The organism is Candidatus Eisenbacteria bacterium (genome assembly GCA_018831195.1).
Classification (GTDB): Bacteria; Eisenbacteria; RBG-16-71-46; order CAIMUX01; family JAHJDP01; genus JAHJDP01.
Map to the genome: position 1 here is coordinate 15983 of JAHJDP010000093.1, position 15386 is coordinate 31368.

The window sequence follows — 15386 nt, forward strand, 5'->3', positions numbered from 1 at the left end:
ACAGGGGTCTATTGACCGGATGGCCGGCGGGATTGGAATTCTGGAATGAAGGCGGGAGGGGTCGTGAGCAAAAGACCCAAAGCGGCCGGATTCAATCTGAAATCAGGAGATGAAACGAATCACCTGAACAATAATGAAATAGAAGAGGTTCCCTGCGCCCTCTGTAGGAGCTCAAACCGAACGGTCCTTTTCACAGAGCAGGATATGCGATACAGCCATACACCCCGGAACTTCTTCTCACTTGTCGGCTGTGAGGAATGTGGACTGCGCTTTCTCTCGCCGCGACCTGTTGAATCCGCTCTCCTGAAATTCTATCCGAAAGAGTATATTTCCAACCGTCCCTCCGATCCCTCGGCAACCCGGCATCAGTCATGCGTATTAGATATTGTCCACTGGATCAGGCCGCCCCGCAGGATCAGGAAGATGAGGGAGAAACTTAAGCTGGTGCGGCGGCTCGTCGGACCACAATCTTCGATTCTGGCGATTGGTCCGGGGGGAGGGGACTTTCTGGCTTATCTGAAGTCGCAGGGTTTTGACGTCCTGGGGATGGACATAAATCCTGAAGTAATAGAACGGATTCAATCGGAGGTCGGTGTCCCGGGTGTGCTTGATGCAGAGGCCGATGAGCGTATCCCGACACAGTCAAAGGATCTTGTGGTTCTCTGGAATGCTTTTGAACATATCCCCGATCCCAATAGGCTCCTGATGCGGATATCCCTGTGGCTGCGGCCGGGGGGCGGTATCCTGTTCTCAGTGCCCAATGCCGCGGCCCTCGAACGCCGCCTTTTTTTTCCACATTCCTCTTGTGAGGATATTCCGCGTCATCTCTTCAGTTATTCGACACGCACCCTTGCGAATCTTTTACAAGAGCATGGTTTTACCAATGTACGTTTCAAGCACAACACCCTCTGCTCAACATCGGAACTACAGCATTTGATTGAAGAGCGCTATGTCGGCCGGTCCAAGTCAATGATTGTTAAGGCCTTTGGAGTTTTCATTGGTTTGCCGATGAGCTGGTCAATTGACAGAATATTCGCGCTCTTTGGACGATCCCACACAATTGTTGCCAGTGCCGAATATTCAGCAATGAAGAATCGGGGCGGGGTGGGTAGCGGTCCTTCATCATTTGGACCTTCCTGGAAAGGACGTCGATCGGGGCCTTTGAGCGCCAAGGTTCTATAACTGCAATTAAAATAGATAGTTACGAGAATCTTCCGATAATCGAGGAGGGTGAATCCAATAAACAAGCGTTTTCCAGAGGTCTAATAATCCTGTGCCCGGGGATCCCCATGGTGTATGATTATCGTGGTGGGATAAACCCACAAGGGTGATTGGGTGATTCTCTTGAAATCTGCTCCGTGCTCTGCTTCCTCTTCTCTATTCAACTCACACCATTCTCCCTTCAACTGTTATCTTGATAAGAGGCGTTTGCTGAGAAGTAAACGCGGAGAGAGGGACCGTGTCCAAAAAGATCTATGTCGGCAATCTGCCGTTTAGTATAAAGGAAGAAGAGCTGAAAGAGCTTTTTTCGCCGTACGGTAATGTTGAATCCGTAAAAATCATAACCGACCGGGAAACCGGCCGTCCGCGGGGTTTTGGCTTTGTTGAAATGTCCGAAGGAGCGGAAGAAGCCATTGCGGCGCTCAATGACAAAGAAATGGGGGGGCGCAACCTCAAGGTTAATGAGGCCAAGCCGAGGGAGGACCGGCCTCGGACCAAGAAGCGCTGGTAATCTAATAAAAAATGCCTGCCGGGGGATGAGCTCATTCGAAACATCGGCAGGCATTATTCATCGTTGTTGGCCGCAACAATGTTTTGAATGCAACTCATCAGGAGCCAACATGCCGCAGCAGCTTAGAGGCAACAAGATTCCCGCTTTGCTCGTCGGGATTATCATTTTTTGTGGGCTTTTTGTTCCACCCGCAGCCGGGTCCGTCACCGCTCACAGGATAACCTCCTCACAGGATTACTTGACGGGATATTACTCTGACGGTCAAATCAACGATTATATTCTTGAAAATGATCTGGTTGCCGTTGTGATCAGTGATATAGATCATGTTCAATATAATGCTAATACCGGCGGAAATATCATCGATGCCGGAGCCAGTTCCGCGCGGATCGATGCCCTGGGTAATTTATATACTTATTTTGATAATGACTGGCCCCGGCAGGCCGAGTACGGCTCCATAGCGGTTATTGATGATGGTTCCAGCGGCGGACCGGCTGTTCTGCGCGTTTTGGGTGTCGATTCAGATAACCCTTCTCTAACTGTCGTAACCGACTACTCGCTGGCGGAAGGGGATGCCTATGTGACCCTCACGACCACCGTGACGAATGCCGGCGGTTCCACGTACAATAATTTTGAATTAGGTGATGCTTTTCATTGGGGGGGATGTCATCTCTTCATTCCAGGTTATGGATTCATAACATCGGGAAATACGACCGAAGCATGGCTGGCCGGGACGGATGAAGAGGTTTCCTATGGATATACGGAACCTTCAGTTACACTTTGGGGACCCAATGGAAGCTATTGGTCTGATATAAATGTTGTGAGTGAACATCTAGGTCCTGGAGAGGAAGCAACCTACAGCCGTCGCTTTGTCGTCGGTGGAAATGATATCGCTTCAGTTGCATCCATTGCTCATGAGATTTTGGAAATACCTGTTGGCACCGTTCAATGTTATGCCGAAGATGCGGCGTACGGAACCCCTTTGCCCGGCGCCGTTATAGATGTATTTGATGACCAGGATGTCATTTATCTTCAAATGGAAGCATCATTGTCGGGAAACGCCATGGCAACGCTTCCGGAGGGAAACTGGCACTTACTGGCTTCGCGGGATGGGTATGAATCAGATGATGCTTGGCTTACCATCAGTGCAGGTGAATCCTATAATGTTCATTTTTACTTGGATTCCGGTGGGGGCCCCGAGATTCCGGCTATCGGTGACACTCTGACGGTAATTCAGCGTCCTCTTCTGAATATCCCCTCCATTGTTGTTCCCGGTGATACGCTCGAAATCTCATGCGACGCCGTCCCCGAAACCTCCGATTGGGAAGCCGCGCTTCTGCATGGCGGGACATGGATTCCGTTGACCGTCACTGCATCATCATTTGATCAGGACACAGGATGGTGGAGCTTGTCGGCGTTGATCCCCCATGGAGCTGTCTATGAGCTCTATGATTTGGAAGTAACAGCAGCGGGTGGAATTTATGACGTCACGCGGAATGCAGTGAAATTAATACCTGCATTAAAAGACGATTATTACTTCGTTCATGTCACTGACACGCATTTGCCGACGACTTTGTATTACTATGAAAGTGGGGCTGATACCGACACCTCGGAAATTGTGGATTTCCGGGAAGTGATCGAGGATATCAAAATAATAAACCCAGAATTTGTTCTTATGACCGGAGATCTCATCAATGAAGGAGAATTAGAGGATTTTCTTTATGGGCGCTATTATACCCGCGGTCAGCGCCTTTTGGCGGAGTTTCAATCTCCGGTTTACTTGACGGCAGGCAATCATGATGTCGGAGGTTGGGATGCTACACCGCCCAGCGCGGGCACGGCGCGGCGCGATTGGTGGCGCTTCTTTGGTTGGAGTCGATTGAACGATCCGCCGCCGGGAGCGCCATGGTACACGCAAAATTATAGTTTTGACTATGGACCGGTGCATTACATAGGTATGGAAGCCTACGATAATTATGATATGTGGCGCTCCGGAATTTACGGCGCCACGAGTTTTACAACAGGACAACTCCAGTGGCTGTCTGATGACCTGACCGAGGCGGCCGGAAGCTCAGCCCGGGTGCTTTTTTATCATTACGATTTCGCGAATCAGATCCAGCTCGGTTCCTTAGGGATAGAAATGGGACTCTGGGGGCATATACATCGAGATGACGGGGATATCGGAGTACAACCCTACGATCTTTCCACCAACAATGTTTGTGATGGAGAACGGTCCTTTAGGCTCATTAGGGTCTCACAGGGAGTTCTGTCGCCACGCCCCACTATTTCGGCAGGAAATTTCGGCGAATCGCTGACAGTACAATACCAACCGGCAAATGATGGAACTCACAATGAAGTTGTTGCGGAGATCACCAATAATTATTCCGAACAGTTTGAACATGCCCAATTGCGTTTCATCATGCCGAATGGGCCGGCACAAGCTGAGGTAATTGGAGGTGTGCTTTTTCAAGTAGATCCTCAGGATTCTGTCGCCGTCTATTATGTTAATGTGGATATTATGCCGAATTCATTTCAGACGGTGACCTTGAGCTTGAGTTCTTCAGATGCGCCGGGGCCGGGGGCCTCACGCTATCAATACAGTTTGAGTCAAAACCATCCCAATCCCTTTCATCCGCGAACGAGTTTCAAATACTCCCTTCCGGATCAAGAAGGAATTCGGCTCTCTGTTTATGATTTATCCGGGCGAGAGATTGTACGGTTGGTAGATCGCATTGTGGATGGTGGAGAACACGTCGTCGTGTGGGATGGGCGGGATCGTCAGGGGCGACCCGCCGCTGACGGCATTTATTTCGCGCGTCTGAAGTCGAAAGACCGGACCTTATCGCGCAAGATGATTCTGAGCCGATAGAGATATATTCTGGAATCTGTATCCAGGAGCTTTGCGTGCCTTATCATGGAGAGATTGTGGCTCACGGAATTAAATAGCAAATCACTTCCAATAGGCCATCTTCCCCTGCCAGCTCTTTATCAGAGTTGGATACGGATGATTCTCGCTGATATGCGGCGACCGTTCCTCGAACAACGATGATCCTTTTGTTTGGGAGGATGTAAATGTCATCCTCCGTCGCCTTGCCGGGGACTTCTACCTCTACCTGCTTTAAAAATATGCCCTCAGAGTCAAAGAAATCAAAGGTTGTGAAAATTCCGTCGGGAGAGAGGTGGTCCCCGCGACTTGTTTGAACCCAGAGCGACCCGTCTTGGGCAGGTTGAAGCGCTGTGATGTCAGGCTCTGTGTCTTCGACTTTGACACTCTTCACGGGGACCCCGTAATTTCGTCCTGTCGCTTCCCCGGTCAACAAGGCATTCTTTTTGCCTCTGTCATCTCGTTTAAGACTTTCATATTCCTTCGAGATGATTTTTATGATCTCGGCGTCCTTGTTGCAAATATGAATTTCATAAAGATTCCGATAGGGAGCGAAACAGATATTATCATTCGGCAATATGGCAAAGCGTGACCATATAAAGTCAAACTGCATTTCATCAAAAGCAAACTCGGCCAAATTGACAGAAGAAACCTTTTTGTGATAACAAATCTGTTCAAGTCCTTTCGGATCAAAGCGAGATAGAAACATATTTTGCTGCATCAGGCCGCTTTCATCCGGATGCCAGCGCATTCCAGCAAGAAGAATCAAATCGTTGATAGATTTTCCTGCAAGAAATACGATGAGATTTCCACTTTCTATTGATGTAGAGCACAGATCAATCGAACCGGCTGGATTTCCCCCCAAATCGAGTTTTATTATTTTTCCGGGAAATGCCTGCCCAAGACCCAGTGTTCCGTCCGGAAGAAAGAGCATGTCCGTTAGATTTCTCACTTCACCCGGACCTTCGCCCTGGCGCCCAAGGGTTCCACGGAAGCGGCCGTCCGGAGTGTAGACGAGAATTTGAAAAAGCTGGGTATCAAGGAGGTATATATTGCCGCCCTGGTCGGACAGAACATTCTGGATGTTACCAAAGAAGATCTCGTCATCTTCTCCACCCGCCCGCCATAATTCCTGCGGCTTGAGCCTTTCGACTCCATTAAGCGGTATAATTCGGTTATAAATCCTTTCAGCAATTGAGGACGGAGAGGGGCTCTCGGCGTTTGCAGGATTTTGACTATATGAAACTTGAAGGATGATTAAGATCGGAAGCAATCTCATCGCGGCGGTTGAAATGAATCTCAAGTATCCTCCTTCGACTTCATCGGTTGATTCGATCAGTTTGGGTCACGCGATAAAGAATCTTCATCAGGAGTCGTCCCGTTTGGGGTTCCCATGTCCCCCTTAACTTTGGACGGGATCTTACCGGAAGAATAACAGAATAATGAAAGCTTGTTCCAGGATCTATGCGATCTGAGTTTCTATCCCAATGTTATAAAGCCAGATAGCAAAACGGGCCAGAATTCGAATCGGGGTATCTTGAACTGCCAAGCGACAAAAGCTAGGATGACCAGAGTTTGGTGTTCATATAACCCGTTCGGCATCTCTAATTACTAAAATAAGTAGGAGAAATGAGCATGGGAGACAAGAAAGCTGATCTGGCTGGTCCCGGCATTGGCAACTATGATGAGTTGGTAAAAGTTCTTCCCAACGATTACAAGTCACTGCTGACCCCGAAAGAGACGATGAAGGCCCTCTTTGCAGCAAAGAACTACATCGAGGAGAATCTTTGTAAAGAGTTGAATCTTATGATGGTACAGGTCCCGTTGATTGTTGATAAGACTAGCGGCGTCAATGACTACTTGGACCGCGATGGATCGCGCACACCGATTGAATTCCACATTTCAAATGACCACGGAAAAAATCCTATCGATGCGCAGGTCGTTCAGGCCGCAACAAAGTGGAAGCGAGTCGCGTTGAAGCAATTCAATTGTGCGGTTGGCGAAGGCATCAATACCGATATGCATGCAGTGCGTAAAGACTATTTCTTGGACCATGATCATAGCGCTTACGTCGATCAGTGGGACTGGGAAAAGGTCATAACTCCCAACCAGAGGAACCTGGATTTCCTGACAGATACCGTCAAGAAAATTTGGAAGGTTCTCAAAGGAGCTGAGGTCCACGTTCAAAAAATGTATCCACAACTGAAAACAAATAAATATCCGGATCTGCCCAACGAATTGAAGTTCCTTCATGCTGAAGAAATTCTTGAAATGTATCCTGAGCTTCCAAGGAAACAAAGAGAAACGGCGATTCTGCAGGAATATCCTGCGGTCTTTATTTATGGAATCGGCTGGACCTTGAAGGACGGCTATCCGCATGAGATGAGAGCCGCGGATTATGATGATTGGGTTACAGAGTCCGTCACGAAGAAAGGCGAGAAAATGCATGGTTTGAATGGTGATATTCTCGTTTGGAACCATGTGACAAAACGCCGGCATGAATTGACGTCGATGGGTATTCGGGTCAACAAAGAGACTTTGAAGACCCAGCTGGAGATGACGAATCAACTCGATTTCTTGGAATTGCCATATCATCAGGCGATTCTCAATGATGAGATTCCTCTGAGTATCGGTGGTGGGATCGGACAGTCCCGAACCTATATGTATCTTTTAAAGAAGGCGCATCTGGGTGAGGTCAGCGTCACTGTTTGGCCCAAAATTCTAAAAAAGATCTGTGCCGAGAAGAAGATCTTTGTTCTGGAATAGTCAGCTGTTTGATTGAGTATTGAGTAGCTCGATAGATAAGTAAATGTACAGCCATCGGTGATTTGAAAGCCGATGGCTGTTACTATTATTTCAAGAATTCAGGATGGAATAATTGTTTCCAAGTAAGGCTTGAGACAATATAGGGCCTCAGAGGAGAGAGATTATTTGATTGGCTTCTGTATGACTCCACCATGTTTGAGGAATCGCTTCTGAATCTATCCAGGATTTCAGTCTCATCCAACCGATCTTCCGCGTTCCTCTCAAATAGGTAAAAGCCGTCGCAATACTCAACGATACCCCAATCTGGTGATTGAATGAGCCTCTGTGTGACTTCCAGGAGTTGGGGAAGCGACAACCCATACATAAAGGACGGCGATGTCCTGACGAATAGCCCGCTGACAGGCCCTCCCAAATACCTCAAATGGATCAGTATATGGGATGCTTTGGCGCTTCGCCGGGGGATTGTCGCAATATCAGGCCGATGTGACAAATGGGCTCCTAGATTGTTTTGCACCGAGAGAGTCCCGTCGATTGGTATGCGTTTTTGGATTTCCTCGAGGGACCGGTAAGCATCATCGACTTTGTAATTATCCCATGAGGCCCACACACCGTGGGGAAGAGGCGAAAATAGAAATGAAAAGAGAATCGTCGCCGTCGACAGATAGATCAATGGCCAAGGACGGCTCTTCTTCATGGCGGTTAACGATCCGCGGGAGGCTTCCAAACAGGCAATGATAATGACAGCTTCGGCGGTGATCCAGTAATAAGTTCCCGTCAGCCTTGTCATCCACACCATGTCCGAAAACAGGCCATAGAAAATGGAAGGGATGAGCAGCAATAACCAGCGGCGTCCCTTCCAGGCGGCAATCGCCCCTGATAGAAGAAAGTAGAGAAGGAGACGAAGGCGGTCTGGACGCGCAATTGTTGGAAGGATTTTCCCTGGAGTCCTTATGATCCAAGAATAGCGATCGTTAGCGCCATTGATATTCGAAGTCCATTCTCCCTTATTCATGACAGGGACAAGCAAACCTAAAACGGCGATGAGATAAAGAAGACTGATAACAATGATGATGATTCCCCGCCGTCGGTTTCCATACATTAGGGTTATAATACCGTACATTGCGGTGATAAGAGGGATATCTTCTTTGCAGAGAAGCGCGAATATCAAGAAGATCCATGCTCTAATATTATTTCCAATCCAGAAACTATAAATGGCCCAAATGATAAATGCCGTTGCGATAGTAATGATATGAAAGTCGTACAGATTGGCGGTATGAACCAACGGACTGCAGAGAAAAGCAAGGGGTGGGACGAGAGACCACCCAATGGGTCCCAGTCGGTGAGATGCGATTTTATAGAGTCCTATACTGCCGAGAGAACAGGCCATACTGGAAAGGATGAGCAGTATCCGGGGATCCGGCCATAAGTGATATAAAAGGGAAAGTGGCAGAAATAACAGATTGGCATGCATGCCGAGACGGCTATGGATTTGGCCATCGAGGTTGTTGGATTGAGGCATGGACCAGTCGCCTTCCGAGGCCGCCCAAATAGCCTGATCGGCATTTCCGAGATCATTCATCTGGGTTTGCAGGCCGAGATGGGCGCGGATGGAGAAAAATGAAAGAAAAACCGCATATAGAATAGCAATCAGTACAATAGTGAACATTCGTATGTCTTGATGTTCCAGGCGGTGTGAAAAACGAAACATAGGTAGGTACCTCAGCAGCGCTTCGACTCAGAATAAGTCAATTCATAGCCCATAAATATCCATTGGACAAGGATAATGTGAGCCATCAATCTAATGTACTGGAGTCAAACCGAATGATGGATCGCAGGGATAAGGAGTGAAGAATGCCGAAAATTATCGAAAAGCCGACCCTTATTGAAGCCGCCGGGGTAATCCCCAAAAGGATTGAAGAGTATATCGGAAGGGTAAATTCAGGGCATGGCCGTGTCAGCATCGCCAGGATGACATCACCCGCCGGTTGGGATGAACCGTTTCAGACTCCCGATTTTGAAGAGATCACCTTGGTTCTAAACGGAACCTTGCGTGTCGAGTATCCGGGGGGCCTCCTTGACGTCTGTGCGAACCAGGCCATCATTGTTTCTCCCGGAGAGAGAGTCCGTTACAGCACTCCCGGCAAAGAGGGGGCCCAATATATTTCCGTGTGCTTGCCTGCGTTTTCATTGGAAACGGTTCATAGGGAGGTTGTTTAGGATTGTGAGTTGAACAATTCATGACAAAGAGAAACCCACCGGCAATCCTGAGATGCCGGTGGGCATAGCCTTATGATTCGAAGATCCTATTTCAATTTTAGGACTTTTTGCTGGGCCGAATGCGTTCCGGATTCCAGCCGATAGAAGTAGAGACCGGTTGCCACTTCATTCCCGGATCCGTCCAAACCGTCCCACTTAACGGAGTGTCTGCCGGCATCCATCTTGTTGTCTAATAAAACCCGGACAAGGCGGCCGGAGATATCCCAAACAGCCAGCCGGGTTGATTCCGCGGTGGGGAGTGTGAATCCAATGGATGTCAAAGCCGAAAAGGGATTGGGACCCGGATGATTCAGAATGAAGGACAGATTCGAGCTTTCACTTTGGCCGACATCACTCGCCTCGATGCCGAAATAATGATAGAGGATGTAAATCACATTTTCTTGAAGATCGAAATGATCCCAACGGTAGGGTCGCCCGCTCAAAAAGGCGAATCGGCCACCTTCTGGATTGTATGTTCCACCATCAGGTGGAATGGCGATAACCCCGATACCGCGGTAAGCGCCGAAACCCTGTTGAGCTTCAAACAGGAGAGTACTCTCGGGGCCTACAGTTGAACTGAACGTCGCGTTATAGGATTGCGTTCCAATCCGAGCTATATCCGACAAACCAGGTTCGACGGCGATGCAATCATATATCGTTGTTTCGCTTTCCCAATCGATTCCAAGATACTCGCGATAGGGGTCCATGATGAAACTTTCGCCCCGGCGCGTCATCAGCAGCACATTGCCGCCCGCGCCGAGATAGGAGTAGATCGGGGAATCAATCCATCCTGAAACATCCCCATTATAATCATTGCCGATCCAAATAACATTTTTGTATTCCCCAAGGATATCGCCGGGGACGGCGCCATGACCGCGCGGAGCCGGTAGGGTTGAGGGATAACCGGACCCCGGCTCATCAAAGTAATCCCAGAAGTCGATGGCGAGATCGCCGCTGAAAGCCCGGTCTTCGTAGGCGGAGAGAATCTCGGCGCCGTAAGAATCCCAGCTGACACCGTTGACCAGGAGGATTTCCTTGTCGAAGGTCGGTTCCGGTAAGGGCGATAAGATAAGGCGGAGGATCCAATTATCTGGATCGAGAACAATCGATAACGGCTCTTCATCCACATGGAGCATGAAAGATTGAGTGGCTAGATGATCTTGAATGACCTGGATCTCTTCTCCACTTGCTGTTGTGATCGCGACATCGATCGGCATAGTGAAGATCTGGGAACTCTGTAATTGATCAACGATCAACGATATGTCAAATCCGTCTCCGGAAGCAGCAGCATTCCACGAGTAACTATAAATGGGAAAATACTCGCCGTAGATCCACTGAGTAAAGAAGGCGCCTAATTCCAATCCCGAAACAGATTCCGCAACACTCTGGAAGTCCTCTGTTGTGGCGACGGAATAGCCGTACTGCGTGTAATATGTATTTAAGATCTCAAAGAAATCATCGTCTCCCACGACATGCCGCAGCATATGCGGAACCCAGGATCCTTTGTTATAGGAGAGATTGCTGTCGAAGATGCGATTGGTGTTGCTCAGATCCGGGACATAGATCGTTCCGGGACCGAAATATTGATTGGCGCTCAAGTCCTGATGATAGGCTTCGGGGCCATATGCAAGCTCGTACCAAATGGCTTCGCTATAGGTGGCCATTCCCTCATTCAGCCAAATGTGGTGATAATCCTCGCATGTGATCATATCACCCCACCACATGTGAGACAGCTCGTGAGCGGCGATGCTCTCCGCGTAATATCCGAGACTGGTGCAGGTCTGGTGTTCCATCCCGCCACCCCAAGGGAATTCAGCGTGACCATACTTCTCATTGAGGAAGGGATACTCATTATAAACACTGGCAAACGCCCCGATAATATCCTTGATCATTGCATTAATCGGGCGGTTACCGGCGGCATGGGCCGGGAAATCGTAAAAGACCAGGTCCATTGAATCACCGGGCGAATAGACATAGGCATCGGTGAAAACGGAATAGGGGTGGATGGCCAGCGAAACGAGATATGTGGCGATGGGGTATTCCTCATGCCACCAGCTATAGGCTAACGTTCCGTCATCGGTCTGCTCGCGCAACGAACCATTACTGGCGGTGATAAGTCCGGAAGGTACGGTGACATGAATATCCACGGAGTCCGGTTTGTCAAAAGGATAATCTTTGCAGGGCCACCAAGTGCGGGCCCCGTAGGGTTGGCTCAGCGTCCAGATCAAGGTTTCTCCGCCGTTGCTATCAAAAGCGAAATATCCGCCGGACGGAGTGCCGGAATAATCGATGACCAGGATAAACTCCTCGCCGCTGCTGTACGTTCTGTCCAGGTCGATTGAAAGAATATCGGAAAGATGCGAATAGGTCGTTGCAGCGCCTCCGGATGTGACGGATGAGACGTTCATGTTCACCCGAAGATCCAGTTCAACCATATCGAGAGATGCCGTGGATGCGGTGGCCCTCATCGTGACGGTTCCTGTCAGAACATGAGTCGACGGATTGAGATTAAAGACGATATCATAATAACCCACATCATAAAGATACTGGTTGCCTGTCGGTATCTCCCGGGAGCCTGAGCCGGTGCCGGCATCGAAGGCGGCCGCCTTGTGAAACGCCAGATAGGAAGCGACATCCCACGGAGATCTAACCTCTCCCTGCCAACCGGCCGCTGTCGGGGGCAGAAGAATGGGGGGGGCATCGGGACCGATTCTCGAATCACCCATCTGCGACGAGATGGGAAAATCCGCATCCTCCACACTGCCGGCCGATGCGCCGGTTATGAGGGTCAGAAAAATGATCAGTGGCAATATGATGGCAAGCGGCTGCCCTTTTTTCCGCAATCTGGGGCTCCGGGGACTCCGATAACATAGACGCATTGATTCCTCCTCATGGCGACAAGAGATGAAGCAAAGAAGCGCGGCGCAGCGTTTCCTTGTCTTGGGGGATGCTTTTTTGACAACGGCAACCACCACGGCGTGGTGATCGCAAGGCGAACCAAGATAAATTATAGCAAAACCGTTAGTAATTGACTACCTGATGAACGGGAATGATGGGAGGGATGTGCGTGATATCCGGCAACTCACATGTGGGCAATATGATACGCGACCTCAACGGCAGAAAGCGGAAACCAGGTTTTAAGAGGGGATATCCGGCAAGCTCTTGGCATGGAATAAATCACGGGCTAGACTGCACATGGTGCGGGCATAAATCCCGCTGGCCCGACAAGGGGATGCCGTCTTGTCAGGAATTGCCGAAGCGGACCTGAGGAGGAAGAACCATGATTATCAGTGTACCGCGGGAAACCCATCGTCATGAACATCGGGTGGGTCTGAGTCCCTTTGCCGTTTCCCGGCTTATCAAACAGGGACATACAGTTCTCATCGAAAGAGAAGCGGGCAAGGGAGCCCATTTCACCGATCAAGTATATCAGAAGGTCGGCGGGCAAATCGTCTACAGCAGTGATGAGGTCTACAAGAGGGCGCAGCTGGTGTGTCGCGTTGGGACGATCTCTGCCGAGGAGCTTGAACTTCTGAGTCCGGATACAACGATCTGCGCCTTTCATCACCTGGCGGTGGCGTCAAAAGAGATGATTCGGCAGCTCCAGGAGCTGCGAACGACCCTGATCGGCTATGAAATAGTTCAGGATGAGAAGAAAAGACTCCCGATTTTATTGCCCTTTAGTGAAATGGCGGGACATATGTCGGTGCATGTCGCGGCGGGTTATCTCCAGACGGAAATGGGAGGGCGCGGCATCCTCATGGGAAATGTGCCCGGTGTTCCGCCGCCAACGGTCCTTATCCTGGGCGCTGGTACGGTGGGGAGCATGGCGGCGTGCCAGGCGCTGGCCAGCGGGGCGCATGTCATTGTGTTTGACGCCAGCCTTCCAAAACTGAGGCATCTCAATAACAGACTATCCGGCCGCGCCGTGACGATGGTGCCGACGGCGGCGCGATTGGCTCAATATAGCGCCATCGCGGATGTTTTGATCGGAGCCGTTCTCATTCCTGGAGGGAGAGCGCCCTATCTTATCACAGAGGAGATGGTGAGGGCCATGAAACCCGGCAGCGTTATTCTCGATATTGCCATTGACCAAGGTGGCTGTGTCGAAACCAGCCGGCCGACGACTTTGGATCAACCGACATTTAAAATGCATGATGTCATTCATTTTTGTGTTCCGAATATGACGGCGAATGTGGCGCGCACCGCCTCACGAGCGCTGGCCAATGAGGTGTTGCCATTTATACAAAACCTTGCCAATCTCGGTGTCGATGGCGCTTTATGGGAAGATGTTGGGTTGGGCAGGGGTGTTTACCTTTACCGTGGAGAAATGGTCAATGAGGGTATTGGGAAGGCCATGAATATTCCGGTAAAGAATTTGAGGGATTTGTTGCCGGGAGATGGAGTGTCATGAGCTGGATTGACGATTACAAATCAAAATCACAAACCGCCGAACAGGCGGTCCGCATGATCCGAAGCGGTGATAAAGTCTACTATGGCGGAAACGCGGCTGTTCCAAAAGCCCTTGTGAACGCCTTGGTAAACCGGGCTGAAGAATTAGAGAATGTGCAACTCAATCACGTGCTTTTGCTCGGGAAAGACCCCTTGTCGGCGCCGGAGATGGAGGGTCATTTTCGACACAATTCGCTCTTTGTCGGTCCGGCGGACCGTTCCGCGGTCAACGAGTGCCGGGCTGACTATGTCCCCGTCTTCCTTCATCAGATACCGCGCCTCTTCACTGAAAATATCATTCCATTGGATGTCACTATGGTTTCCGTGTCACCGCCGGATGAGCATGGGTTTATGAGTCTCGGCGTTGAAACACTGGCCTCAAAAGCAGCCTGTCATAACGCAAAAACCGTCATTGTTCAAGTCAATGAAAAGATGCCGCGTGTTTTGGGCGATTGCTTCCTGCATGTCAGCCGGGTTCAATCAATTGTGGAACATACGGAAGCTCTTCCAACGCTGAAGCTCAATCCAGCGACGGATGTTGAAATGGCTATTGGACAGCATATTGTCGGTCTCATTCAGCCTGGAGCAACGATCCAGATGGGCATTGGAGGAATACCCGACGCGGTTTATGCTTCGATCCGGGGGTCACTGGATCTGGGAATTCATACCGAGATGATTTCAGACGGCGCCATGCAAGCGATTGAGCGGGGTGCTGTAACAGGCAACAGGAAGACGATTCACCCGGGAAAAGTCTTGATCACATTTGCTCTTGGAAGTGAAGAACTCTACGATTTCTTGGATAACAATCCGCTGATTGAAGCTCACCCTGTGGAATATTTGAATGATCCCGTTGTTATCAGCCAGAACGACAATATGGTGGCTATCAACTCGGCGATCGAGATTGATTTGACGGGGCAGGTTTGTTCGGACTCGCTCGGGTCGACCATATACTCCGGATTCGGAGGCCAGGTCGACTTTATCAGGGGAGCGGCGCGATCCAAGGGCGGCAAGCCGATCATTGCCATTCCGGCAACGGCAAAAAATGGGACACTTTCACGAATCGTTCCCTTCTTGAAGCCCGGCGCTGGTGTTGTGACAACACGTGCGGATGTCCATTATGTTGTCACTGAATTTGGGGCGGTGGACCTGTTCGGGAAAAATCGCCGGGAAAGAGCGGTGTCATTAATAAAGATTGCGCACCCGGATTTCCAACAGGAACTTGAGAATGCAGCCAGAGAAATGAACCTGCTTTTCTAAAAGTGATTTCTTTAATATGGGCAGGCCAGTGCGCCAGGAGGA

General features: G+C 49.8%; 10 protein-coding genes. 7 read left to right on the forward strand and 3 right to left on the reverse strand.

Going from position 1 to position 15386, the window contains the following annotated elements; translation table 11 throughout:
• Positions 1 to 63: 63 nt before the first annotated feature.
• From KJ970_16310 to KJ970_16320, 3 genes are all read left to right on the forward strand, one after another.
• Positions 64 to 1182, forward strand: a complete 1119-nt coding sequence (locus KJ970_16310) for a class I SAM-dependent methyltransferase (protein MBU2692484.1) — start codon at positions 64 to 66, stop codon at positions 1180 to 1182.
• A gap of 277 nt (positions 1183 to 1459) precedes the next feature.
• Positions 1460 to 1732, forward strand: coding sequence for an RNA-binding protein (locus KJ970_16315; GenBank protein ID MBU2692485.1), 273 nt, complete (start codon positions 1460 to 1462; stop codon positions 1730 to 1732).
• Positions 1733 to 1841: 109 nt separating this feature from the next.
• Positions 1842 to 4598: a metallophosphoesterase gene (locus KJ970_16320; protein MBU2692486.1), complete on the forward strand. Its 2757-nt coding sequence runs from the start codon at positions 1842 to 1844 to the stop codon at positions 4596 to 4598.
• A gap of 61 nt (positions 4599 to 4659) precedes the next feature.
• Here the strand turns inward: KJ970_16320 and KJ970_16325 are convergent, their stop codons facing one another.
• Positions 4660 to 5916, reverse strand: a complete 1257-nt coding sequence (locus KJ970_16325) for a hypothetical protein (GenBank protein MBU2692487.1) — start codon at positions 5914 to 5916, stop codon at positions 4660 to 4662.
• Positions 5917 to 6248: 332 nt separating this feature from the next.
• On the opposite strand from KJ970_16325, the gene asnA reads away from it, so the two are divergent.
• Entirely contained in the window at positions 6249 to 7379 is a 1131-nt protein-coding gene (asnA, locus tag KJ970_16330) for an aspartate--ammonia ligase (GenBank protein MBU2692488.1), read from the forward strand.
• 85 nt (positions 7380 to 7464) lie between these two features.
• On the opposite strand, the gene KJ970_16335 is transcribed toward asnA, so the two are convergent.
• Entirely contained in the window at positions 7465 to 9087 is a 1623-nt protein-coding gene (locus tag KJ970_16335; protein MBU2692489.1) for a DUF2079 domain-containing protein, read from the reverse strand.
• Between the two features lie 143 nt (positions 9088 to 9230).
• Between KJ970_16335 and KJ970_16340 the strand changes: the two genes are divergently transcribed.
• Entirely contained in the window at positions 9231 to 9596 is a 366-nt protein-coding gene (locus tag KJ970_16340) for a cupin (GenBank protein MBU2692490.1), read from the forward strand.
• 86 nt (positions 9597 to 9682) lie between these two features.
• On the opposite strand, the gene KJ970_16345 is transcribed toward KJ970_16340, so the two are convergent.
• Positions 9683 to 12478 (reverse strand): T9SS type A sorting domain-containing protein, encoded by a 2796-nt coding sequence (locus tag KJ970_16345; protein MBU2692491.1) that lies wholly within the window; start codon positions 12476 to 12478, stop codon positions 9683 to 9685.
• A 437-nt stretch (positions 12479 to 12915) separates the two neighbouring features.
• Here KJ970_16345 and KJ970_16350 point away from each other — a divergent pair, with 437 nt between their 5' ends.
• Together KJ970_16350 and KJ970_16355 are read left to right on the forward strand one after the other, a co-directional pair.
• A complete protein-coding gene (locus tag KJ970_16350; GenBank protein MBU2692492.1) occupies positions 12916 to 14049 on the forward strand; it encodes an alanine dehydrogenase in 1134 nt (377 codons plus the stop codon).
• A complete protein-coding gene (locus tag KJ970_16355; protein ID MBU2692493.1) occupies positions 14046 to 15344 on the forward strand; it encodes a 4-hydroxybutyrate CoA-transferase in 1299 nt (432 codons plus the stop codon). The genes KJ970_16350 and KJ970_16355 overlap by 4 nt, the downstream gene beginning before the upstream one ends.
• Positions 15345 to 15386 lie beyond the last annotated feature (42 nt).